Genomic DNA, 23,786 nt, shown 5'->3' with positions numbered 1-23,786 from the left:
CTTCTTTCTTGTTCTAGTATACAAAAAAAAGAATACACGCTCAAATCAAGTTTGCGTATATTCCACGTGATAAACAGAATTGATAAAAGAGAAGCCATAATAGCTCAAGCCAAATAAACAAACATTCAAAAGCAGCATCTTGAAGACGAACGTATAGATATTGGCCGCTCTAAGCGTTCGTTCTGTCCGCATATAGCGAAAATGCGACCATAGCACCATCAATGGCGTCACCAACAAAATGAACTCCAAAAGCACGAAGAAAAACGTTGGATCCGTTAAAAAGTACATATAATCCATGAAACGTCTCGCTTCTATATGGTCCAGGAAGATCGGAAACGACGCGTAGGCGATCCCATGATTGAACGCGCCTAAAGCCGCCGCTCCGCCGATACAGCCAGTATAAAACAAAAAAACTCGCACGAGAGCCGCTTTGACTTTCGCCTGTTTGCCTTTACCAAAAGCGCTCGCGATCAAGCAGGCGCGCGAAAGAGCGCACAAAAGCGTAAAAAAGAGCCAAAGCGCGTAGAAATATTCAAAATAGGGAATGGCCCAAAAAAACAAGCAGAACAGAAAGCTCAAGACCTGAAACCCATTCCCTAAATCGTCGATCAAAGCGTTCCAGCGCTTCTTTTTCCGGATCCCGAATTTTTTGAAGGAAAAGATCGAAAGATACTTTCTTAGCTTGTTTTCGGGAATGAGGGCAAATAAGATACCGGCAACAATGATCGATCCTAAATAGATCCAAGTATTCATACACGATCCTTTCTATGCCACTCCCATAAAAAAAGGAGTCCAAAAACCACGACGACCACAACGAGCGGATAATCGAATAAAACGACCGAATTTAGTTGATGAGAAAGAAAGATCGTTCCTAAGTATCCCAAAAACAAGACGATGAATGGAAGCCAAAATCTCCAATTATCACGCTTCGTGCTTTTCGCCATGAACGTAAGCAGCAGTTTATAGATCAAATAGACACAGATCACTTTCACAAGCATGCCTAAGCTGAATGGAACGATCGTATACGGCGCCTTCCCTTCGATCAAGCGTTCGATCACATACGGATAGAGCTGCTCGACACAAACCCAATAGATAAACAAAAACGAAAAGAGATCTTTGAATTCTTCTTTCCAGAAAGTGCTTCGCCAGCGATTGGCTTTCGCCTCTTTTTTTGCCATTTTTTCGATTTTTTCTAGATCGAGCGAAGACTCGTCAACAAGGAGGGCGTGATATTTCTGCAAGTACTGGATCTGTTCGATTTGCGACATATTGTTGATCTTGCTTAAAGCGATGATCTCGTTCCACAGCGGCTTGCATCGATCCGGCACGTTCAAATTCAAAGCCGGCTCACTAAGATACATATAAATATTCATGGCTCTATTTTAGCATAGAGTTGTTTGTTTGAAACCATTTCTTCTTGAACGTTCTCCTTTCCGTTGTTAAGCTATATCTAAAACAAGGAGGAGATCATGCAAGCCGTATTCTTAGATGCCGATGGGACCTTGTTCCATCATGAAGGATATATTCCTGATTCTGCAAAAAAAGCAATTCAAAAAGCCCAAGCCAATGGACATAAGATTATTTTGTGCACTGGAAGACAGCTCGTTGAAATTTATGGAGATCTTGCGACGATCGATTATGATGCGATCGTGGCGGGCGCTGGAGCCGTGACAAAAGTTGGCGAAACGATCTTGGACGAGTGTGCCTTTTCTAAAGAGCAGATCCAAACTCTAAAAGCGTATATGGACGCGCACGACATTCCCGCTCTTTACGAAAGTCCAGAAGCGATCTATTGTTCAAAACAAGATAAAGAGAAAGTCAAAGCGATCGCGGATCATTGGTGCAAAGACCTATCCGAAGAAGAGCGAAAGAATCATGGGATCACGCTCGTCTATGAGCATTTGAGCGAGATCGACACGAATTCGATCGATCAGTATCCGATCGTCAAGATCACGTTTTTAGAGTCCAACACGCCTTTTGCGCAAATCAAGAACGATCTTTCAAACGATTTTGAGCTCATTCAGGCGACGTTTGCTCCGCTTGGTAAAGAAAGTGGCGAGATCGCGGCGTATGGGATCGATAAAGCTCGAGGTATGCGGATCTTAAAAGACTATTTTCATGCGGATTCTTTGATCGCGATCGGAGATGCGCAAAATGATTTGTGTATGTTCGATGTGGCGGATGTTTCGATCGCGATGGGTAACGCGACTGAAGAAGTCAAACAAAAAGCCGACCGCATTACGGCCAGCTTGGAAGAGAACGGGATCCTCAAGGCTTTTGAAGATCTTCAACTGATTTAATGCTCAATGCGTCCGTTGGTTGCTGGATCTGTTTTTCTTGCATGAGTTGCTGGAACTTCAAATTTAAGGAAAAAAGGATATCCCAGTAGTGTTCGACAGGAGCAAACGCGAAAGCGGTAATATTGATTCCATTTCCGTTTGGCAAAAACGCGCTCACTCGAGCATAAGGCGCTGGATCTTTTAAGAGGAGCGCTTCCTCGTTCATGATCTGGACTAGATCATTCATAAAAGCCTTCACATCGGTCGTGTTGCTTACGCTCAAGACGATCTGGATGCGGCGGCTTTTTTCTTTCGAGTAATTGACGACCACTTCTGAAATGACCGTGGCGTTTGGAACGACGATTTCTTGCCGATTGACGGAAAGCAGGGTCATGAACATCGTATCGATCGATGTGACTGTTCCTGCATACGTGCCGATTTCCACATAATCGCCAATCAAGAAGGGTTTTGTCAAGACGATCTGGATCCCACCTGCTACATTGGCCATATTGTTTTTGAGGGCGAGCGAGATTCCTAGTCCTATAGCCGAAAACGCGCCGACGATCACGGAGGTATCGACGCCAAGCTGTCCTAAAGCCACGATGATCCCGATGCATTGGATGCTGATTTGAACGATCGAGCCCAAAAACATCATAGCGCCTTGATCTTGAGGATGTTTGTCAAAGTTCATCACAAAGCGCTTGACTTTTGGCGCCAAGACGAAAAAGACGAAGATGATGAGGACCGAAATGCCGAGTTTGATCAAAAATGCTGTAAATTTCATAGTATCTTAAAAGAATCGGCTTTATTTAGCCGATTCTAATTCTTTCACAAGGCGTTCGATTCCTGTACGAATCCGGTTCAATGATTCGTCTTTCCCTAGAATATAGGCGATCTCGATCGCGCCTCCTGGGGTGAATTGTTTTCCTGTCAAAGCGGTGCGCACTGGCCAGAGCACTTGTCCATTTTTCATTTCCATCTTTTTTGGAAGGGCAAGAAGCGTGTCATGGATCACTTGTTCGCTTGACCAATCGGACAATGCGCTCAATTCTTCCTCGACAGCTTTCAAGGACTTCAAAGCGATTTCAAGGGTCGTCTTCATCTTTTTATGTTTGTACATCTGCAAATCGTAGTCAGGAAGAACATCGAAAAAGTCGACGGCTTCTTCGATTTGTTCAAGATGATCGATACGAGGCTGAATGATCTTGGCGATCTGTTTGAGATCATAGTCGTTTTGGATCGCTTTTTCTAAATATGGACGCACTGTTTCGTAGTAGGTCTCTTCATCCATGTTGCGTAAATACAAACCGTTCATCCAAGTCAGCTTATCGATATCGAAGATCGCTGGACTTTTCGAGATGCGGGAAACTTTGAATTCTTTGATCAATTCTGGAAGCGAATAGATTTCTTGTTCTGTCTCTGGCGACCAGCCTAAAAGCGCTAAGTAATTGATGATCGCTTCTGGTAAATAGCCTTTGGCGACAAGGTCCTGGAAGCTGGCATCGCCATTGCGTTTGGAAAGTTTATGGTGCTCGTCCTTCATGACTGGCGGCACATGAACATAGGTTGGTCTTTCCCACCCATAGGCGTCATAGATCAAATTGTATTTTGGCGTACTGGATAAATACTCGTTTCCTCGAACGACATGGGAGATCTGCATTTGATGGTCGTCGATGATGTTGGCGAAGTTGTAGGTTGGAAAACCATCCGATTTCAATAAGATCTGTTCGTCGAGCAAGTCGCCATCAAATTCGATATGACCATAGACTTCATCATCAAACGATGTTTCACCTACGTTCTTGATCGTTTGACGGATCACATATGGTTCCTTCGCGTCCAATTTAGCTTGGAGCTCTTCTTGGGAGAGATGCTTGCATGGGTCTTCGAATTTAAAAGATGCGCCTAAGCTTTCGGCCTCTTCTCTTTGGGCTTGGATCTCTTCTTCCGAACAAAAACAATAATGGGCGCCTCCAAGCTTGACGAGCTCTTCGGCATAGCCTTTGTACATAGGAAGTCGTTCGCTTTGAATGTATGGTCCGAAATCTCCACCAATGTCAGGTCCTTCATCCCAGTTCAATCCACATTCTTTCAATGTTTTATAGATCATTTCTTCAGCACCTTCGACTTGACGTTCTTGGTCTGTGTCTTCGATGCGCAGAAGGAAATCGCCATGATCATGCTTGGCGATCAAATATTCGAACAAGGCTGTTCTTAAGTTTCCAATATGCATATATCCCGTAGGGCTTGGAGCAAAACGGGTGCGCGTTTTTTTCATAGATTCTCATCCTTTCGTCATTCTATCTTATAACGAAAGAACAAGCCTTTCAACCTACAAGAAAAAATCAAAATTAGTTATAATAATAGAGTAGAATAAAAGGAGAAAAATATGTTAATCAAAGACACAAACAAAGAGTTTCCGAAAGACTTTTTATGGGGATCGGCTTCGGCTGCCTATCAAGTCGAGGGAGCTTGGGATGAAGATGGCAAAGGCCGCTCTGTATGGGATGAGTTCGTGAGGATCCCTGGAAAGACTTTCAAAGCGACAACTGGCGACAAGGCGGTCGATCACTATCATCGTTTTGAAGAAGATGTCGCCTTGATGAAGGAAATGGGCTTGAAGACGTATCGATTTTCGATCGCCTGGACGCGCATCTTTCCAAATGGGAAAGGCGAAGTCAATGAAGAAGGAATTGCCTTCTATGATCGTCTGATCAATGAATTGATCAATAACGATATCACGCCGATGATCACAGTCTTTCATTGGGATCTGCCGCAAGCTCTTCAAGATGAATATAACGGCTGGGAAAGTCGAAAGATCGTTGATGATTTTGTCAATTATGCTTCCATGCTCTTCTCTCGTTTTGGAGATCGCGTTAAGCATTGGATCATTTTGAATGAACAAAACGTGTTTACCTCTCATGGTTGGTTGATGGGAATGCATCCACCAGGAAAAGTTCAAGATATGAAAATGTTCTATCAAGTGAATCATCATGCGTTCATGGCTCACGCAAAATCGGTGTTGGCTCTAAAAGCGTTGTGGCCGGATGCTCTTGTTGGTTCGAGCTTCGCCTTTGGTCCTGCTTACGCGAAAAGCGAAAAGCCTGAAGACGCGATGGCGAAGATGGATTATGATGATCTGCAAAGCTATTATTGGATGGATGTTTATGCCTATGGCCGTTATCCTCGCGCGGCGCTTGCGCAGCTCAAAAGTATGAATGTCGCTCCGCATTTTGAGGCAGGCGATGAAGAGATCTTAAAGCTGGCAGCGCAAAACATCGATTTTATGGGGGTCAATTACTACCAGACAACAGTTGCTGAATACAATCCGGTCGATGGAGTGGGTATGAGCAACAAAGTCAATACGACAGGAAAAAAAGGGACTAGCGAAGTGCAAGGGATGCCAGGTCTTTATAAAAATCCAAAAAATGAATTTTTAAAAACCACGGATTGGGATTGGACGATCGATCCGGAAGGTCTTCGTTTTGCATGCCGCGATATTACGAGTCGATATGATTTGCCGATCGTGATCTCGGAAAATGGTCTTGGCGCGTTTGATCATTTAGAAAACGGCAAGGTCCATGATCCATATCGGATCGAATATTTAAAGGCGCATTTGATTGAGCTGAAAAAAGCGATCGATGAAGGTTGTCGTGTTTTAGCGTATTGCACTTGGTCGTTCACAGATCTTCTTTCTTGGCTCAACGGTTATCAAAAACGGTATGGTTTTGTGTTTGTCGATCGTGAAGAAGACGAAGAGTCGGGTACTTTGAACCGGATTCCAAAGGATTCGTTCTATTGGTATCAATATACGATCAAGACAAATGGAGCCGAGCTCGAAGAATAAAATTGCGAGAAACGAAAAAGCCGATCGCTTCGATCGGTTTTTTATTGTTTTCGCTATAAAAAAAGATACGAAATCGCTTCGTATCCGCATTTTTCAAATGGCTGGGGTACTTGGATTCGAACCAAGGAAATGCCAGATTCAGAGTCTGGTGCCTTACCGCTTGGCTATACCCCAATGTTTTTGCCTATTAAATATACACCCATATAGCCCTAAATACAAGGTCAAAAAAAACTCTTTCTATGAATCGAGAAAGAGTTTTTTGCTTATTCAACATTTAAATAGAATGGGAACATCGGAAGCTCGTTGTGCATGACGAGCGATTTAGGATTGTTTTTATACGCATAAGAGATCGTTAGCTTCGCGTTTGGAACGACGGTCTTCCCTTCCTCGATTCGATACTCGTGTTCGAACCCATCGACTTCAAGAAGGATCGTACCGTCTTCGATATTAGAAAATTCAAGAACGATATCTTGATCGACACGCTTCCATCGTTTCAGGATCGGAAACAAAATAAGCTCATTGAAATCATAAAGCGTCTTCAGCACTAGTTGGCCAAGACGTTTTCCGATCTTTGTCTTATCGATTGGATGGATATTATAGTCATCTCCACAATCCAAGGCGCAAAGGATCTCTACATCTTCTTTTCCTCGGGCGTTTTTCATTTGGGCTTCCCGCAAGATCGGCCACGTTTCTGGGTAGGTCGTTTCTATATAGTTGGGCAGCTGAACGAGAAAGAATGGAAGCGAATCGTGCAAATCGATGCGCCATGAATCGATCAGTGTTCCAAGCAAGATCGCGTAAATATCCGCGTGTTTGGCGTCTTCTTCTCCTTGATACCACCAAACAGCTTTAAACGATAGATCTTTGATTTTTGAAAACATCGTATGATAGAGGCCGGAAGGTCTTCCAAAATCTTTGTTTCCTTTCGGTCCAGGCCATGGCGTATGGCCTAGATCGTGTTTCAGCTGGGATAAAGAGCGATCTGGATATTGTTTTTGATATGCTTCGACTTTTTGAGTGTAGTCTTGCAGCTTTTCTTGGTAGGCGTTTCGTTTTTGGTCCTCTTCTTGTTCACTTTGGTCTTTGATATCGGTCCAATACGTATCGTAGTATTCTTTTTTAAGGATCGCATTGTGTTTGAGTACTTCTTCATCGATCCAGCAGGAAGCGCTCGTCCCTCCTTTATAGCACCCCACGATTCCTAGAGGGATCTTCGTTTTTTTAGCGATTTCTTGGATCGCATAAAACGAGACGGCAGAAAGCGTTTTGATGTTCTCTATTGTCGCGTTTTTCCAATTCATCTTTTCAAATGAAGGGACTTCTTGTCCGTTTTGGATGTATTCGACTGGCGGAACGATCAAGAAGCGGAATGGTTTCATGTCTTTGGCTGAGCCTGGATAATTGGCTTCATCCTCCAATATATATTCCATGTTGGATTGTCCAGCCGCTAAATAGAGGTCGCCGATCGCAATATCGTGAATTTCGATCATTTCTCTTTCCGTATAAACTTTGCATTCTGTTGACCATATTGGCAAAAAAGGAGGCAGTACGATCGACCACTCTCCTTCTTTATTGCTTATGGTTTGGAAAGATCGTTCATGAAAGACGACATGGATCGTTTCGTTGGGACTGGCCCATCCTTTGATCGTATTTTCAACGCTATGTTGAATAAGCGCATGATCACTAAAGATCGGATCGAGTTTTAACATGATCTTTCCTCTTTTCTTATTCTTTGATACTGTCTGTGTCGTATTCGTAGCCGTTGTTGTCGGCAACGTCTTTGAGCCAGTATCCGGATTTTTTGATCGTCCGTTTTTGATCGTTCAGATCGATAGCGATAAATCCATAACGGTTCTTGTAGGCGTTGTTCCAGCTCCAGCAATCGAATGGTGTCCAAGCGTGGTATCCAAAGCAGTTGCTTCCTTCTTGGATCGCTTTATTGAGCCACGCGAGATGCTCTTCATAGAATTCGATTCGATAATCGTCTTCGATCTCGCCATTTTCTTTCCGATATTTTTCTTCGCCTTCGACACCCATTCCATTTTCAGAAATGAACCATTTAATGTTTCCATAATTGTCTTGGACATTTTTTGCGATGTCGTAGATCGCTTTAGGGAAGATCTCCCATCCGCGGTATGGATTCATGCGTTTGCCTGGCATATCGTAGTCACTAAAGTAGCGGTCAGGCATCCAGTTTTCGAAATGATCGGCTTCTGGGGCTTTGACCCGTTTTGGATGATAATAATTGACACCAATGAAATCCACGGTGTTGTTTTTGATGATTTCCAATTCTTTTTCATCGCTTTCCCAAAGCACATTGTCTTTTTTCAAGATCTCGATGAGCGTTTTTGGGAAGGTTCCGAATACGGCTGGATCCAAGAACGAGCGGTTGAAGAAATCATCGGCGAAAGCTGCCGCATCTAAATCTTCTTTTGAGTCGCTTCTTGGATAGGCAGGCGTTAAGTTCAAAATGATCCCGATTTCGCCATTCAAATGCATTTTACGGTATTCTTGGATCGCCATCGCCGAAGCCAAGTTGATATTAAAAATGATTTGGACTGCTTCTTTTCCTTTGCCGACGAGTTTTGGATAATGGAAGCCATACAAGTAACCCGCTTCTGGAATTACCATTGGTTCGTTAAATGTCGTCCAATATTCGATATCGTTTCCAAACGCTTCAAACGCAGTTTTCGCAAATTTCGCGAACAATTCAACGACATGCTTGCTTTCCCATCCACCATATTTTTGAAGAAGTTCGATCGGCATATCGAAATGATGCAGATTCATCACGAGAATGATTCCATTTTTCTTCGCTTCCGCGATCACATCTTTATAAAATTGAACACCTTCTGGATCTGGTTCACCTGTTTCTAGATCTTTGATCAGACGAGTCCATTGGATGCTCGTTCTAAATGAATTCATTCCAATTTGTCTGCACATCGCGAAATCATCTTTATATTTATGGTAGAAGTCGCTTGCGACATCTGGTCCAACTCCGTTGAAGAAGTCGTTTCTTTGTACACGGTACCAATAATCCATTACGTTTTCATGGCGTTTTCCGTACCAGCCTTCGCTTTGTGGGCCAGAAGTGGCTGCGCCCCACCAAAAATCTTTTGGAAATTGTATTTTTTCTTTCATTTCATTTATCCTCTTTCGGCTATATTGTATATTTTTAAAAAAAATTTGTCTATACATTTTTTAGAAATTCTGAGATAATATAGACAAATAGAAATCTATGGGGTGATTGTATGAGTGCAAAGTATAAAAAGATCTACGAAGAATTGAAAGAAGCGATCAATGATGGTGAATATGGGCCTGGAGCCAAGCTTCCAGATGAGCTTTCTTTATGTCAGATCTATGATTGTTCAAGAATGACAGTCAAGAAAGCTTTAGATCTTCTCGTTCAAGAAGGTGAGATCTTTCGAAAACAAGGACAAGGAAGTTTTGTCCTGAATAAACAAATGGTCAACGACCCTTACCAAATCGAAGAGATTCCGGTAGGTGGTTTTGATCGAGCAAGAAGCCACTTGGCTAAATCGAGGATCTTAGAATTTAAATTGAGCTTTGCTTCCAGCGATGTGGCCCAAGCGCTCCATTTGAAGGAAAACGATCCAGTGTACGATATCTTACGTCTTCGCTTATATGATGGCGAGCCTACTGTGATCGAGCATACATTTATGCCCGTCAATTTGATTCCTGGAATCAACGAGGATGTGTTGAACCATTCGATTTATCATTATATTGAACACGATTTGAATTTAAAGATCGCTAGCGCCCAACAAACCAATCGTGCCGACGTCTCCAACGATCTCGATCATGAAGTGCTCGGCCTTTCGGATATTGAGCCTGTTCTTGTGGTGGAGCAGATCGCCTATCTCGATAATGGGATGCCATTCGAATATTCTTTCTGCCGGCATCGCTATGATAAATTCAAATTTACCGCATTCTCCTTGAACCGCTAAGGGGCGTCTTTGTTTTCATCATTTGACAGGACTGATAGAATAAAGGCTGGAGATATGATATGAGTTCAAAAAAGAAAAATACAATTCGAAGAAAAACGAAATATCGGTATAACGAAAACGATGAGCGTACGATCTTAGAAGATATCTTATCTTTCGTTTCGACATTTTTGATCGTTTCGATCATCATCGTTTTATTTACCTCTTTCGTATTCAAGCCCGCGTTGATCCAAGGAAGAAGCATGTACCCAAACTTTCAAAATGGAGAGCGTGGTTTATCCAATGTGATCGGCGTCGCGATGGATGGAATTTCTCGAGGCGACATCGTTTTGGCGAAAACGACGACCGAAAAAGGAGAGCCGGCCACAGTGATTAAACGTGTGATCGCTCTTCCGGGAGAGACGATCGAATGCAAAGACGAGCAAGTGTATATCAATGGCGAAGCGTTGGATGAGAGCGCTTATCTCGATAATGACTACGCTAAAGACTGGCTCGCGAAAAACGGGTATTTCAATTATAATTTCGATCCTGTCACCTTAAAAGAGGATGAATACTTTTTGATGGGCGACAATCGTCCGATCTCTTTGGATTCAAGAGATTCTGGCCCTTATAAAAAATCGCAAATCTTAGCCAAAGACTTTTTGGTCCTCTATCCATTCGAGGAATTTGGCTATTATTCCTAACAGAAGATCGCAAGGTCTTCTTTTTTTCAAAAAAAAGAGCGGTTTCCCGCTCAATTTCATGACTTGATGATCGGATACCGCAAGATCGTCTTCAAATTATCTATTTTCGTGCGATTCTTATCGTTTAAATAGATCTCCCGATGCTGGTTTTTGATTCTTTTATATCCATGGTCCTGGCAATACTGATCTAGCTTTTCAAAAGAAGCTGGCTCATCGTCAAAAGAACCTTTATGAAGGATCTGAACACATTCTCCATCGCAAATAGCCTCAAAGACGACATCGTCAATAAAAGGATCGTCCTTTTTCTTTTTGATTTTTTCGATCGCTTGATCCACCATTTCTTCTGTAATGAAATCTGGTTGCCGAATCATGATCGTATACTCCAGTTCATCTTTGTTTATCCGCTCCTGTTTGGAAGAAAGACTCCAAAGACCTTCTAACGGATAGACAGCATAGTCAGAAACTATTTCATCATCACGAGTTTGCTTTTTATAGTTCATTTTGATCGCATAGGCAAGAGAAAACAAAGTCGATACTTTTTGCGAAAAGAGAGGTTCGTTGGGATCTCCATGACCTGATAACAAAATATAATTAAAACAAGGAACGTCCACCACTTCTGGTTTCATTTTCGCTCCATAAAACATTTTCTCTTCTTTTTTCCAATCATATTTCATAGTTATTTATCCTCTAGTGCCAACATCTTTTCTTCCCACTCTTTCGTATAGTTTGCGATTTCATTGTGTTTTTCATCGATCTGCGAATCCAGCTCTTCCATCTTTCGATAATCTTGATAATATTCTGGTTCGTAGCGAAGCTCCCGTAAGGACTCGAGATCTTTTTCTGCCTCTTCTAAAAGCGATTCTAATTTTGCGATGCGATTGCGATAGTTTTTTTCTTGCGCGAATGTGAGCGCTCTTTCCTTTGGTTCGTTTTTAATTTCCGGACTTTCCTTTTTTTGTTGATTCTGTTTAGGAAGCGTTCCTTCTTTTTTCTTTTCTATATATTCTTCGTAGCCCATTTCATAGACATGGCTTTCTTTTCCCATCTCCATGATCCGCGTCGCCATCTTTTTCAAGAACATTCGATCATGCGAAACAAACAAGATCGTTCCATCATAATCTTTCAACGCTTTTTCCAGCGCTTCTTTGGCAGGAATATCTAAATGATTTGTCGGTTCATCTAAAAGCAGGACATTGTCGTGAGAAAGCATCAAAAGCGCTAAAGCAAGACGGACTTTTTCTCCTCCCGACAAGCTTTTCACTTCCTTGAACACTTCGTCTTGCGTAAACAAAAAGGCCGCCAGCGTGTTTCGCAGCTCCGTTTGATCGAGTTCAGGATACTCGTCCCATAGCGTGTCGATCACACTTTGATTGGAGTTGAGTTGCGCAAAATCTTGATCAAAATAGCCAAGATCGATTTGATGACCAAAATGAAAATGCCCCCCTTTTGCCGGAAGACGCTCCATCAACGTTTTGATCAAGGTCGATTTTCCAATTCCATTGGGCCCTACGATACCAACATGATCGTGACGCATCACATTCAAATCCACAGTAGAAAGGATCGAATCATAGCCTATTTGAAGCTGTTCCACCTCCAACACTCGATTTCCGCCCTTTCTAGCGCTCGAAAAATTCGCTTTGATCATCGACTGGTCTTTTTTGACATCCTCGATCTTTTCCATTCGGTCGAGATATTTGATTTTCGATTGAGCGAAAGCGGCCTTGTTTTTTTTGTATCTGAATTTCTCGATCAGCGATTCAATATGCTTGATCTCTTCTTGCTGGCGAACATAGGCAGCATGATTTTTCGCTAAGTTTTCTTCTTTCGTTTGAATATAATGAGAATAATCCCCCACATATCGAGTCGTTTTTCCAAATTCTAGTTCGACGATCTCATCAACGACATGATCGATAAACATTCGATCGTGCGATACGAGTATGACTGCGTTTGGATAATGTTTAATATAGTTTTCGAGCCATTCGATCGAGTCAATATCTAAATGGTTTGTCGGTTCATCCAACAATAAAATATCCGGCTTGCTCAAAAGCAGCTTGACAAGAGCGATCCTCGTTCGCTGACCCGACGAGAACTCCTTCAATTTTTTGTGCAGATCCGCCTCTTCAAACTGAAAATGAAAAAAGACATTTTTTAATTCGTATTCATAATCATATCCGCCCAAAGTTTCAAAGCGGTTTTGGAGTCGATCATACAGATCCAACTGCTTTTCGGAATGATCCTTTTCCAATACGAGTGCCTGGTTTTCTAATCGGGCTTGAAGCTGAATGAGATCATCGAAAACGCTCATCAGCTCTTCTTGGACGCTTTTTTCTTCATCTTCAAAAGTGATTTGAGAAAGATATCCGACCTGAAGTCCTGATTCCATGACAAGAGAGCCAGAATCCATTTCTTCTTCTTTCGTGATGATCTTCATCAACGTGCTTTTGCCCGATCCGTTGCGCCCGATCAGAGCGATCTTTTCGTTCCCTCTGACTTGCAGATCGGCTCCATCCAATACATCTTGAGCCCCATAGGACTTGTGGACATTATTGAGTTGCAGTTTCATCCTGTTCCTCCTTTAAATCGTAATAAGACGCGATCCCCTGGACGAATGAGCGGACGATCAAGTCTTTGTTTTGTTTAAAATAGTTGATCGAATCTTGATTTTGTATATTGGCATAAACAAGAACGACGGCGTTCATTCCATAGGCGTTGGCGTATCTCTGATTTCCCAATTCGTTGAGCTGTCCTGCATAGGTCGCTTTTCCGCCACTTTCTCTTAAGGCCGGATCGATCGAATAATTTGTCAGCTCGTATTGATCATTGGTCAAGAGAGAATCAAAGATCACGCCACTATTCAACAAATCGCTCGAAGAATATGGATAATCGAACTCGACCCCATCTTTTTCCATAAAGTAAACAATTTGATTGGCAAAGGAAGCGTTCGTCCAAGGCGAGACTTTAAGGAAAGGCCGATTGATCGATTCTTCATCACACATGCTCAGATCAATAAAAAGCTTCGCTTTTTTTTCATAACCTTTTCCCACTCTTCCTTCTTTTCCATAGTAGCTTAAAGCTCCATTTTCATCACGCGTCAGCTCGACCTTCAAACCATATTTTTCAAGGGCCTCTTTCATCTGGAGGGCAAGGGTATACGATGTTTCTTTTTCGTTGATCGTATCGCTCAATGCGCCTTCATAAATCTCTCCGGTAATTTCATTTAGAACATTGCCACTCGGATCGATCAAGACATCGATGATCTCTTTTTGTGGGATCGTATCTTTGACGACAAGATAGGCATAATCTTTATCGAGCGTGATATTGAAATTTTTGAATAGATCCTTCTCCGCTTCCAACGTGACTGTCTTGACTTCGCCATTCCGGCGCATCGTGACGATCTCATCGCTATGGATCGGCGCATCAAAATAGATCCTTTTTTTTGTATATTGATCATAAATATAGATGTCATAAATTCCTTCGGAAAGCTCGCCAAGCTGGATAGCCGCATCGCCTTTTCCTGAAAAAGTAAAACTATATTGCTCTCCTGTTTCGACATTTTGCAGCTGGACCGCTTTCCCTAAAAACGGATCGAGCTCAACACTTCCATATTCGTCGCCATATAAGGCGAGCGTTTCTCCATAAACCGTGTAATCAGCTGCTTTGAACGTATTTGGATAGCTCGTTTTCACCTTTTCTTTCACGATATTGCGATTCATCGTCGAAATATAGTCGGTATTCAGTTTGTCGATCTCGTTGGGTCGATTCAAATATAAAAACAGCAATATAGCGCTGATCGCCAAGATCGCTGTGATCATTACAAGTCTTTTAAATGTGAGTGGACGTCTTGGCCCACGTTTCTTTCGTTTAACTTTTCGCATTGTTCATTTTCCCCTTAGCTTTGATTATATCAAACATCTTTCCTTTGCGTGAATCCTTTTCCATTGACTTTATTGATCGTCATGCTAGTATATAGGTAACTAGTTACCTATAGGAGGAAATATGGAATTAGAAACTTTGATCCATCGATTTTCCGACACGACAGAAAACCAAGAAAAAGCGATCTTTAGTTCGATTTTCATTCTTGGAAATAAGCTTCAAGCTATTTTTGATCAGCATATTCCCGATCTTACCTTAAAACAGTTCATGTTGTTGTCGCTTGTTCGTCAAGCAAACGAACCAATGAGCCTGAGTCAATATGGCTTGATGCTAGGCTGCTCGAGACAAAATGTAAAAAAACTCGCCAAAAGCTTAGAACAAAAAGGCTTCGTTACGCTAGGATCGCATCAAAAAGATCCTAGAGCCCTTCAAGTCTTCCCAACTTCAAAAGTGGAGATCTTTTTTAAAACTTCCTTTTTTCAATATCAAGAAGATCTCAAATCCTTATTCGAAGTCTATACGCCTCAAGAAATAGAAGCGCTCTTTACACTTCTTTCCAAATTGTATATTGGGATCGAACACTTAGAAAAGGAGACAAAACAATGAAAACGATCGTGCTTTTCACCTCGAATACCGGATTCACAAAACAATACGCGGATTGGCTTGCCAACGATCTTTCCTGTCCATGGATAGATCTTTCCAAAACAAAACGGGTCGATCTCGATGAATACGATACGATCGTATTTGGAAGCTGGCTCATGGCTGGAAAGATAAAAAAAGGCAAACAACTCAAATCGCTTCTCAAGCAGTATCAAGAGAAAAACTGGATCATTTTTTGCGTAGGAAGAACACCCATGGATCAGATCGATTTCAAATCTTTGATCCATCAAAACTTTGAAGAAGATTTGCCAAGCTCTGTTTCTTTTTTCTATTTACCAGGAGGATTCGACATCGATCGGCAGCCTGCCTTTTATAAATGGCTTCTGACACGGTTCAAAAAGATGTTGTCAAAAAAAGAGAACAAAACGAAAGAAGAACTTCAGATCGAAGAGATGCTTTCGTGTTCGATAGACCTTTCAGATCCAAAGTATCTTTCGCCGATCTTAATGCAAATCAAGGAAGAGATCCTACCTGTTAAGTTTTGATTTAGACCACTTAGCGAGATTTTCGTCTTTTTTTCCAATCGTTTCGTATAATCATAGACAAGAAGGAGCTTATGAATGTGCAGATCCAAATTGAATCCGGACTCAAAGAACTGTATATTGTGATCCATACGAACGCTTTGAATGCAGAAATCGAACAGCTGATCGGTTCTCTATCATCGAGCGACGTGCCTTTGGCAGCGATGCGAGAAGATCGGATCATTCTGCTGCGCCCAGAAGAATTATATATGGTCCGAATCGAAGATGGCGCTGTCTTTCTCTATACGGAAAAAAAAACTGAGATCGAAAAAGCGATTGTACGAAATCGAACAGCAGCTTGGAAACGCGATGATCCGGATCTCGAAAACAACGCTTGTCAATATTCGCTGTATCGATTATGCAGAAGTGTCGTTTGGAGGCGCTCTAATGCTGAAGCTCAAAAACAAAGAACAAGATTATGTATCTCGAACCTATTTGCCAGCTTTTAAAAAGGCGATCGGGATCTAGGAGGAAATCATGAAAATCGATAAAAAACAAATCGTGATCGATACACTCATAAGTATAGGTCTAGCTTGCACTTTATTTTGTCTATTTGGGATACTCTTTGACCAAATCGATCACGGACATTTCGTACTTGAAAATTATCAATTCACTAAAATGGTTCTTGGTTGTATTGGCATCGGTCTTGGTTTTGGGGTGCCGACCATTGTATATCAAGATCCAAGGTTTTCAAGGAATATGCAGATGCTCATTCATCTTGGCATTGGGATTCCTGTTTATTTTTTGATTGCGGCCTCGTTAGGCTGGTTAGGAAATTTATCAGATCCGCTTTCCTTGTTTTTGACGATCGCAGGACAGCTGATCGTGATCTTGGTTCTGTTTTTGATTTTCCGTCATTACAACATCAAAGAGGCAAAACAGATCAACGAACAATTGAAAAAATTGCGTCAATAAAAGAGAGCATTGGCTAGCTCTCTTTTTGATTACGAATTTTCGACCCAAAAAACAGGTTGTTCCATTCGCTTCATACCGATTTTTTGTTGGAGGTGAATAGAAGCTTTATTATTGTCAAAAACATCGGCGTAAGGAATCAAGTCTTGTTCGAGCATTCTTTTGATCATAAATCGTTCGAGTTCTTGTGCATATCCTTGATGGCGGAATTGTTCTGAAACATACAATAAGCCCATGCTTCCTTCGGAATGCTGGCCAACGAATCCGATCTTTTTCTGGTTTTTGGTAGCGATACAGATCAATTTTTGCTGGAGATACTCTTTGATTTCTTCTTGATCAAGAAGTTCATAATGGGCTTGGATCCATGGCAGATCTTCCAAAGTGGCATGATGAAACACTAAATTCGAGGCAAGTGGATCGATACTTTCAAAAGGCCAATAAAACGATTCACACTTTGAGACGTTTTGAAAGCCAAAGACTTTGTCCACTGTTTCTTTTGTTTCGTTTCCTAGAATCATCATGATCTCAATCGCATGAGGATCGAGATTTCTAAGCCATCGTTCACATTGAATAGGATCTGGTTGATAAAGCATGTAAACACCGCATCCATCTTTTAAAAACATTCCGTTTTTATCTTCGGAAAGGATCGTTCCTTCTCCTAGATGGATCGAATTGTAGAACGGTATCTTCCACTCTTCATAAATGAGTTCATGGTCTTTCATTGGCTTCCTCCTATTTTTTCTATTTTACCATTCAATACGGTCTAACTTGCAAAAGAGTAAGGTTTTTAGCGTACATTTTTGTTAGAATCAAAGTATGAAATGGAAAATACTGATCATTGAAGATGATTTTTTCTTCTTAGAACAAATTCAAAATCGGCTCCAAAATCATTATGAAGTATATTGTATCCGGGAATTTGACCATATTTTATTAGACGTACAGTCGATCAAGCCCCATCTTATTTTACTGGATATCAATCTTCCTGGTAAGGATGGCTTTTATTGGTGCGAGCAGTTTCGTTCTTTAAGTAATGTGCCGATCCTTTTTATTTCGGCACGGAACGGGATTGAAGATACGCTCAAAGCGATCCATTTAGGCGGCGATGATTATTTAACCAAGCCGTTTCGGATTGAACTTCTCGAAGCTAAGATCGAAGCGGCACTTAGACGGAATGAAGAATATCAAAAGCCCAAAACGATCGAGCTGAAAAACGAGCTCGTTTATCATTTGGATCTGCAAATGCTGAAATATCATAACGAAGAAGTAGATCTGACTCCGGCAGAAAGAAAGCTTTTTCATATTTTTATAAACAGAAAAGGTTGTCTTGTCTCTCGCACAGAACTGATGCTCGAGCTTTGGGAAACGGATCAATTTATCGAAGAAGGAACGCTGACAACTCTTGTTAGCCGTTTAAGACAAAAATTAAAACAGATTTGTGGTTCTCCGCTGATCATAACCGCAAAAGGGAAAGGATACTATATCGAATGATCCTCTCTCTTTTTATCGTTCTTGCGTTCAATCTTTACGCAATTTTTCTCCTTCCTCAAATTTCGTTTTTTGATCTTGCCTATTGGGATCTTCTAGTGCTGAGTGTTTGGGGGTGTTGTTTGAGTGTTCGAATTTTCAAGAAAAGAAGCTTCAAAAAAAAGATCGAGCAAAGTTTATCTCAGTCGGGAAAAATCGCGCCGTTCTATTTGCCATATATTGATCAAGATTTATATTTTCACGATATCGAGCAGTTAGAAAACAAGCTTTCTCAAGAACGAGAGCGCAACAATGAATTGAAAGACAGTATTGATCGGATCGTGCATGAACTAAAAGCTTCGCTAGGGACAATGTTGTTATGTCAAGATGAAAGCGATCAAAGAATGCTTCAGCTCAGTATTGAAACGATGAATCGTCAATTGAGCTTCTTGCTCCTTTTGGCGCGGCTCGAAACAAATGTGATGGATGTGCAGTTTAAAAAGATAGAATTGCGTCCTTTGATCTATTCTTCTATCAAAAACAATAAGCATCTATTGATCTACAATCATTTTGAAGTCAAGATCGATTGTCCTGAGCTTTTGATTTATACCGATCCTGAATGGCTGATCTATATATTTGATCAATTGATCCTCAATGCGATCAAATATAAGCGAGAGGCTCGCATCGAGATTTCAGCCGATCAAAAAGAAGACGAAACGATCATTCAATTTAAAGATCATGGAATCGGGATCGAACGTCATGATCTTCCTCAAGTTTTTGAAAAAGGATTTACTGGAAGCAACACGCGTTCTGGAACGTATCGTTCTACCGGAATGGGACTTTATTTTGTCCATACTGTGCTCGATAAGCTTTCTGGAACAGTGGAAGTTTTTTCGGTTCCTGGTTCATATACGATCTTTACGCTTCATTTGTTCAACTCTCCTGAAATTTCGTGGCATAAAGATAGGATGGTATCTTGAGTCCTTTTTCTATCGGACATTTTTGTAAGGATTTGGCCAATAAGATCTTCTACACTAAATGTAGGAGGTAAATAGAATGAAGAAAAAAATTCTTGAAGTAGAGCATTTACAAAAAATATATGAAAGCCATGGATATGGAGTTCCTGTTCTTAAAGATATCAATTTGACGATCGATCAAGGTGATTTTGTCGCGATCATGGGTCCTAGTGGTTCGGGCAAATCAACGTTGCTCAATTTGATCTCTTCGATTGATCAGCCAACAAAAGGCGTGATCAAACTAGCCGGTCAAGACATCGTGCATATGAATGCGAAAGCTTTATCAAAATTAAGAAAGGATACGATTGGTTTTGTTTTTCAAGACTATTCCCTTCTCGATTCAATGTCATTATTGGATAATATCGTTCTTCCTCTTTCTTTAAATGGAGCGAAGGCGGCTATTTCGTTAAAAAAAGGAAAACGGCTCGCGCGACAATTTGGTCTTTTTGAGCATTTGGATAAATATCCTTATCAACTTTCCGGCGGTCAAAAACAACGGGGCGCGACCTGTAGGGCTTTGATCATGGAGCCTGAGATCCTTTTTGCGGATGAACCGACAGGCGCTCTCGATTCAAGATCTTCCCAAGATCTTCTCGATTGTTTCAAAAAGATCAATGAGGAGAACGCCACAACGATCGTGATGGTCACACATGACGCGTATGCGGCTTCTTACGCGAAAGAAGTGTATATTCTTAAGGACGGAAAGATCGAGCTTCACCTTCATAAGGGAGATAGTCAAAAGGAATTCTTTAATCGGATCTTGGATGCGCAGGCGGCCATGGGAAGGAACTTGCAATGAGTTTGTTTCATCTTGCGTGGCAGAATTTTATGATGCATGTGCGTCGGTATGGCGCTTTGATCTTATCGCTTGCCTTTACAATCTTTATTTTTTTCAATTTTGAAAATTTAGAATATTCTGGTTCTTTAGGTGGCTTGAGTGCGGATAATCTTGAGAAGATCAAAATGCTCATCGATGTTGTAAAAGTCGTTCTTGTTTGTTTTATGGTTTCGATGATCGCTTATGCTTCGCATGTCTTTTTAAAAAGCCAAAAGAAAGAATTTGGGGTGTATGTATTTTTAGGTTTGACGAGCGGCAGGATCAGTATTTTATATATGATCGAAAATCTAATGGTGGGAATCGTTTCGATTTTGGCTGGTATACTGTGCGGAACTTTGTTTTCTTATTTGTTTTCGATGATTTTTGTCAAGATCTCTTCGTTAGGGATCGCTGCTGATTTTTCCATTTCATGGCGGGCTGTGGTCGAAACTTGTCTTTTGTTTTTTCTGATCTATGGATTGATCACGTTATGGGGGATGCGTTCGATTCAAAAAAGCAGCGTGAAAGATCTTTTATCGGCTTCTCGCCAAAATGAGAAGGTGAACGATTCGTCTCGTTTTCTTATTTTAAAAGCGATCATAGGGTGCGCGATCCTTTTTACTGGTTATTATTTTGCGATCAAAGATGGTGGGATGGATGTTTTAGGAAATGCGATGATCGCGACAGTTTGCGTGATTCTTGGAACATATTTGATCTTTGGCGGTTTTCTTCCATTTCTTCTGCAGACGATGCAGAACAATAAGCGGTTTTTATTGAGTCATCGCCGTCTATTGTGGGTGAATAATCTCGTATTTCGGATGAAGCAAAACTATCGTTCTTATGCGATGGTGAGTATTTTGTTGATTTGTGCAGTGACTGCCTTAGGTTGCGGTTTTACCTTGAATCATCGTATTGAAGCGATCCAACAATATTCGATGCAGTATGATGTGCAGATCTTAAGTCTTGATCCAAATGCGGAAGCGTATTTTAATGAGCGCCTTCCTGAACAAGAGATGCGTACGATCGTTCCTGTGGCGGAAAAGAATGAACAGTTATTTGTCCCTTACTCTAGTGTTTCGAGTTTCGATATTTCTGAGCCAAAAGAAAACGAATGTATTCTTCTAAGCAAAAGGATCCTTCTTTCACTTTATACGGATCCTACGCATAATTCTACGGAACTAGAAGGAAGAAAGCTGACTTGTATCGAAGATGTTCGGACAGCTGTGCTCGGTTTTATGCAGGATAAAATGGAAGTGCCTGTTTATGTGATCAATGATTCTTTGTTCGATCAAGTTTTTCCACAAAATGAGCGTTTGTATTTGTACAACTATAAATTTGAAGGCGACGAGCCAAATATTGAGATCAGCACGGAGGATCCAATGGTTGTTGGGATCTTTCAAATGGATGAAAACAATGATTCCTATGTATGGTTGAATACGATTTTTACATTTTGTGTATTTTTGTTCATCGTCTTCTTGATCGCTGCTTGTTCGATCTTGTTCATCAAGCAATATAATGATTCTTTCGAAGAGATCGAAGCGTATCGTCTGCTTCAAAAAATCGGAGTTGATCGAAAGGTTCTCAAACATTCGATCATAATGGAATGTTCGTTCCAATTTGGACTTGATTTTTTGATCATGTGCATTTCTTCGTATTTTTCTTTGATGGCTTTATCAAAGGTCGCGGGCGATCCTTTAGGTTCTGTATTTGTAATCAGCAATTTGATCATCTTGCTGTTTATGATCCTTTGCGATTTGATCTGTATAAAAGCAGTCAAAAATACACTTTTATCTAAAAGAATCGCTTAGTTAAAAAGGAGGATCGTTCTAGTCCTCCTTTTCTTATTTTGTTCTAAATGCGTATTGTTCGCTATGAGAAATGTTTTCAATATCGTAAGGATACCGCGAGGTGTCATTGCCGATTCTTTGAGCAACAATTGCTGCTGCCATTTGAAATGGGATAATCGCATTCAGGATCGAAAGATCTTCTCTTAGATCGATCGGGAAAAAGGAGGAATCAAAAACATAAATTCGATCTGTGACTTGTTTGACAAGATCGACAACTTGCCGATCTTTTTTTGTACGTACGATCATCAATATGCAATCTGTATCCTCGAGTGCTAGATCCGCTATGTGAGAGAATTCTTCCATCTCCTTAGCGGAAAGCGGTCTTCTTATCGTTTCTTGCATTTTGAGGGCTCCTTCTTTCGAGCTTATATAATGTAGATTTGAGCCAACAACGCGCATTCGGTCGTACCGTATCAAATCGCGTAAATTTTGCATGACCCAATTCTCGCTTTTCTCGATCGTTTTGTGCAAGGTTTCAATGGCTTCTTTTGCTTCCACTTCGGTTCCTGCCGCATAATGGATCGCAACGATCCATGCCAATAAGGCAGTCGTATATCCTTTTGTTTCAGGAGGCACGAGTTCCATCTTACATGGATGTTTCATAAGGTATGTACAGTTTTCAGCGAGTTCACTTGTTGCATCCGTTGTAAATCCTAACGTGATGCATCCTTTTTCTTTTGCTCACCACATAGCTTCTAATGTCGAAAGACTATTTCCTGATTCGGACATTCCGATCACTAGACAATTCTTTTCAACGCAAGATCCTGCAAACTCCATAGGTAAAGGAGAATAAGCTAGTATTTTCAAGTATTTTTGGATCAAGCGAGCGACCATACAAGCTACATGATAACTTGTTCCTGAGCCAGTGCAAATTACTTGTGAAATCGTATTCGTATCTAAAATTGATTTTAGTACGAACTCGTAGTCTTGTTTCCTTTCCAGGGCTTTTTTAAACTATATGAGTCCCTCCTTGATTAGAAGTGTACCATTTAATATGATATATTGATATACTTATCTATTCAACCTTAAAAAAAGATCCTTTCGGATCTTACCATAAAACAAGAATGTGTTCAGCTTGTTGTCCTTTTTTTCCTTCTCCAATCTCGAATTCGACTTTTTGTCCTTCTTCGAGTGTTCTAAATCCTTGGCCTGCGATATTCGTATAATGAGCGAAAATATCACGATTCGATCCATCCACTTGGATAAATCCATATCCTTTCTCGTTGTTGAACCATTTTACTGTTCCTGTACTCATATTTGGTACCTCCTTCATTTTTTTTGTAGAAGAAATCGTTTCTTTTACAAAAAAATGATCATTATGATCGGTTCTTGTATGAGAAACATATACACTAGAACCAATAATAACGATCAGTTGAAGTCCTGAAATTTCTTTTACTTTTGGAGTATACCACGAATCGATGATCATATCTATCCAATGTGTCACTCTTTTGAAAAGTTGCTTTTCTTTCCAAACGTTTTCGTACGCTTCATCTCCACAATTTCTTTCTTCCTAAGAACTCTTCTTGTTCAATTCTTCTTGGATCTTTTGGACCTTTTCGATCGGACATCTTGCGATTGTTGCGATTTCTTGAAGCGAAAAACGATTCATTTGGAACAATGCCTGGATCGTTTCTCGCTTTTCTTCCTCGATTCCTTGCTTCATTCCTTTTCTTTCCAAACTGCTCTTATACGCGCTGCTGAATGCACCATCCATTGTTTCCATCTCCTCTTCTAGTTCTTGATCAAATGGGATCGAATACTTTTCTTCCAAGATCTTTCTCTTTTCTTTCGCGCTCATCGTTTTCCTGAATGTCGTATTCAGAAAATCAAGCAGATCCGATCCGGAAGCCTCCTCTTCATCCTGGCTCAAGCAGATCAGGATCCCTTCCATCAGATCGTAATCTTTCTTTT

At 41.0% G+C, this 23,786-nt stretch carries 25 protein-coding genes and 1 tRNA gene; 12 read left to right on the top strand and 14 right to left on the bottom strand.

Going from position 1 to position 23,786, the window contains the following annotated elements; translation table 11 throughout:
- Positions 1 to 45: 45 nt before the first annotated feature.
- On the bottom strand, positions 46 to 753 hold the full coding sequence (locus BO225_RS01495) for a hypothetical protein (protein ID WP_076340513.1): 708 nt from the start codon (positions 751 to 753) through the stop codon (positions 46 to 48).
- Positions 750 to 1,373, bottom strand: coding sequence for a DUF3810 domain-containing protein (locus tag BO225_RS01490; protein ID WP_143356726.1), 624 nt, complete (start codon positions 1,371 to 1,373; stop codon positions 750 to 752). Before BO225_RS01490 ends, BO225_RS01495 begins: the two co-directional genes overlap by 4 nt.
- A gap of 96 nt (positions 1,374 to 1,469) precedes the next feature.
- Here BO225_RS01490 and BO225_RS01485 point away from each other — a divergent pair, with 96 nt between their 5' ends.
- Complete coding sequence (locus BO225_RS01485; protein ID WP_076340511.1) at positions 1,470 to 2,300, top strand: Cof-type HAD-IIB family hydrolase; 831 nt, start codon at positions 1,470 to 1,472, stop codon at positions 2,298 to 2,300.
- Here the strand turns inward: BO225_RS01485 and BO225_RS01480 are convergent.
- Positions 2,269 to 3,063 carry a mechanosensitive ion channel family protein gene (locus tag BO225_RS01480; RefSeq protein ID WP_076340510.1) on the bottom strand — a complete coding sequence of 265 codons (795 nt, stop codon included), beginning with the start codon at positions 3,061 to 3,063 and terminating at the stop codon, positions 2,269 to 2,271. The genes BO225_RS01485 and BO225_RS01480 overlap by 32 nt on opposite strands.
- A 21-nt stretch (positions 3,064 to 3,084) precedes the next feature.
- Positions 3,085 to 4,554: a glutamate--tRNA ligase gene (gene gltX / locus BO225_RS01475; protein ID WP_076340509.1), complete on the bottom strand. Its 1,470-nt coding sequence runs from the start codon at positions 4,552 to 4,554 to the stop codon at positions 3,085 to 3,087.
- Positions 4,555 to 4,665: 111 nt separating this feature from the next.
- Here gltX and BO225_RS01470 point away from each other — a divergent pair, with 111 nt between their 5' ends.
- On the top strand, positions 4,666 to 6,123 hold the full coding sequence (locus BO225_RS01470) for a glycoside hydrolase family 1 protein (RefSeq protein WP_076340508.1): 1,458 nt from the start codon (positions 4,666 to 4,668) through the stop codon (positions 6,121 to 6,123).
- A 98-nt stretch (positions 6,124 to 6,221) separates the two neighbouring features.
- On the opposite strand, the gene BO225_RS01465 is transcribed toward BO225_RS01470, so the two are convergent.
- The 3 genes from BO225_RS01465 to BO225_RS01455 all read right to left on the bottom strand — a co-directional run bounded on the left by BO225_RS01465 (position 6,222) and on the right by BO225_RS01455 (position 9,261).
- Positions 6,222 to 6,297, bottom strand: a tRNA-Gln gene (locus BO225_RS01465).
- A gap of 89 nt (positions 6,298 to 6,386) precedes the next feature.
- On the bottom strand, positions 6,387 to 7,832 hold the full coding sequence (locus BO225_RS01460) for a sialate O-acetylesterase (protein ID WP_076340507.1): 1,446 nt from the start codon (positions 7,830 to 7,832) through the stop codon (positions 6,387 to 6,389).
- Between the two features lie 16 nt (positions 7,833 to 7,848).
- Positions 7,849 to 9,261, bottom strand: coding sequence for a glycoside hydrolase family 1 protein (locus tag BO225_RS01455; RefSeq protein WP_076340506.1), 1,413 nt, complete (start codon positions 9,259 to 9,261; stop codon positions 7,849 to 7,851).
- 110 nt (positions 9,262 to 9,371) lie between these two features.
- On the opposite strand from BO225_RS01455, the gene BO225_RS01450 reads away from it, so the two are divergent.
- Together BO225_RS01450 and lepB are read left to right on the top strand one after the other, a co-directional pair.
- Positions 9,372 to 10,085, top strand: coding sequence for a GntR family transcriptional regulator (locus tag BO225_RS01450; protein WP_076340505.1), 714 nt, complete (start codon positions 9,372 to 9,374; stop codon positions 10,083 to 10,085).
- 59 nt (positions 10,086 to 10,144) lie between these two features.
- Positions 10,145 to 10,765 carry a signal peptidase I gene (lepB, locus tag BO225_RS01445; RefSeq protein ID WP_076340504.1) on the top strand — a complete coding sequence of 207 codons (621 nt, stop codon included), beginning with the start codon at positions 10,145 to 10,147 and terminating at the stop codon, positions 10,763 to 10,765.
- A 56-nt stretch (positions 10,766 to 10,821) separates the two neighbouring features.
- On the opposite strand, the gene BO225_RS01440 is transcribed toward lepB, so the two are convergent.
- From BO225_RS01440 to BO225_RS01430, 3 genes are read right to left on the bottom strand one after another with little or no spacing between them, the layout of a single operon-like run.
- Complete coding sequence (locus BO225_RS01440) at positions 10,822 to 11,439, bottom strand: GyrI-like domain-containing protein (protein WP_076340503.1); 618 nt, start codon at positions 11,437 to 11,439, stop codon at positions 10,822 to 10,824.
- A gap of 2 nt (positions 11,440 to 11,441) precedes the next feature.
- Entirely contained in the window at positions 11,442 to 13,328 is a 1,887-nt protein-coding gene (locus BO225_RS01435) for an ABC-F family ATP-binding cassette domain-containing protein (protein ID WP_076340502.1), read from the bottom strand.
- Positions 13,309 to 14,640 carry an N-acetylmuramoyl-L-alanine amidase gene (locus BO225_RS01430; protein WP_143356724.1) on the bottom strand — a complete coding sequence of 444 codons (1,332 nt, stop codon included), beginning with the start codon at positions 14,638 to 14,640 and terminating at the stop codon, positions 13,309 to 13,311. Before BO225_RS01430 ends, BO225_RS01435 begins: the two co-directional genes overlap by 20 nt.
- Before the next feature lie 121 nt (positions 14,641 to 14,761).
- Between BO225_RS01430 and BO225_RS01425 the strand changes: the two genes are divergently transcribed.
- From BO225_RS01425 to BO225_RS01410, 4 genes are all read left to right on the top strand, one after another.
- Positions 14,762 to 15,244 carry a MarR family winged helix-turn-helix transcriptional regulator gene (locus BO225_RS01425; RefSeq protein ID WP_076340500.1) on the top strand — a complete coding sequence of 161 codons (483 nt, stop codon included), beginning with the start codon at positions 14,762 to 14,764 and terminating at the stop codon, positions 15,242 to 15,244.
- Positions 15,241 to 15,783, top strand: coding sequence for a flavodoxin domain-containing protein (locus BO225_RS01420; protein ID WP_076340499.1), 543 nt, complete (start codon positions 15,241 to 15,243; stop codon positions 15,781 to 15,783). Before BO225_RS01425 ends, BO225_RS01420 begins: the two co-directional genes overlap by 4 nt.
- A gap of 261 nt (positions 15,784 to 16,044) precedes the next feature.
- Positions 16,045 to 16,287, top strand: coding sequence for a LytTR family DNA-binding domain-containing protein (locus BO225_RS13055; RefSeq protein ID WP_083632034.1), 243 nt, complete (start codon positions 16,045 to 16,047; stop codon positions 16,285 to 16,287).
- A 9-nt stretch (positions 16,288 to 16,296) separates the two neighbouring features.
- Positions 16,297 to 16,734 carry a DUF3021 domain-containing protein gene (locus BO225_RS01410; RefSeq protein WP_076340498.1) on the top strand — a complete coding sequence of 146 codons (438 nt, stop codon included), beginning with the start codon at positions 16,297 to 16,299 and terminating at the stop codon, positions 16,732 to 16,734.
- Between the two features lie 29 nt (positions 16,735 to 16,763).
- On the opposite strand, the gene BO225_RS01405 is transcribed toward BO225_RS01410, so the two are convergent.
- Entirely contained in the window at positions 16,764 to 17,453 is a 690-nt protein-coding gene (locus BO225_RS01405; RefSeq protein ID WP_076340497.1) for a GNAT family N-acetyltransferase, read from the bottom strand.
- 94 nt (positions 17,454 to 17,547) lie between these two features.
- Between BO225_RS01405 and BO225_RS01400 the strand changes: the two genes are divergently transcribed.
- The 4 genes from BO225_RS01400 to BO225_RS01385 all read left to right on the top strand — a co-directional run bounded on the left by BO225_RS01400 (position 17,548) and on the right by BO225_RS01385 (position 21,836).
- Positions 17,548 to 18,219: a response regulator transcription factor gene (locus BO225_RS01400; protein ID WP_076340496.1), complete on the top strand. Its 672-nt coding sequence runs from the start codon at positions 17,548 to 17,550 to the stop codon at positions 18,217 to 18,219.
- A 119-nt stretch (positions 18,220 to 18,338) separates the two neighbouring features.
- The gene (locus BO225_RS01395; RefSeq protein WP_158023771.1) at positions 18,339 to 19,175 is read left to right on the top strand and encodes a sensor histidine kinase; all 837 of its coding nucleotides are present in this window, start codon (positions 18,339 to 18,341) and stop codon (positions 19,173 to 19,175) included.
- Between the two features lie 76 nt (positions 19,176 to 19,251).
- On the top strand, positions 19,252 to 20,010 hold the full coding sequence (locus BO225_RS01390) for an ABC transporter ATP-binding protein (RefSeq protein ID WP_076340494.1): 759 nt from the start codon (positions 19,252 to 19,254) through the stop codon (positions 20,008 to 20,010).
- Positions 20,007 to 21,836 carry an ABC transporter permease gene (locus tag BO225_RS01385; RefSeq protein WP_076340493.1) on the top strand — a complete coding sequence of 610 codons (1,830 nt, stop codon included), beginning with the start codon at positions 20,007 to 20,009 and terminating at the stop codon, positions 21,834 to 21,836. The genes BO225_RS01390 and BO225_RS01385 overlap by 4 nt, the downstream gene beginning before the upstream one ends.
- 33 nt (positions 21,837 to 21,869) lie before the next feature.
- Here the strand turns inward: BO225_RS01385 and BO225_RS01380 are convergent, their stop codons facing one another.
- The 3 genes from BO225_RS01380 to BO225_RS12265 form a co-directional block, all read right to left on the bottom strand.
- Entirely contained in the window at positions 21,870 to 22,478 is a 609-nt protein-coding gene (locus tag BO225_RS01380; protein ID WP_143356723.1) for a phosphoheptose isomerase family protein, read from the bottom strand.
- Between the two features lie 445 nt (positions 22,479 to 22,923).
- Positions 22,924 to 23,130 (bottom strand): cold-shock protein, encoded by a 207-nt coding sequence (locus BO225_RS01375; protein ID WP_076340537.1) that lies wholly within the window; start codon positions 23,128 to 23,130, stop codon positions 22,924 to 22,926.
- A gap of 255 nt (positions 23,131 to 23,385) precedes the next feature.
- Positions 23,386 to 23,786, bottom strand: a 401-nt coding sequence (locus BO225_RS12265; RefSeq protein WP_198936076.1) for an RpnC/YadD family protein, incomplete at its 5' end; no start/stop codon positions are given.

The organism is Dubosiella newyorkensis, assembly GCF_001945605.1.
Lineage (GTDB): Bacteria > Bacillota_I > Bacilli_A > Erysipelotrichales > Erysipelotrichaceae > Dubosiella > Dubosiella newyorkensis.
The sequence above is the reverse complement of the archived record's forward strand: the minus strand, read 5'-3'. Positions and strand labels throughout refer to the sequence as shown.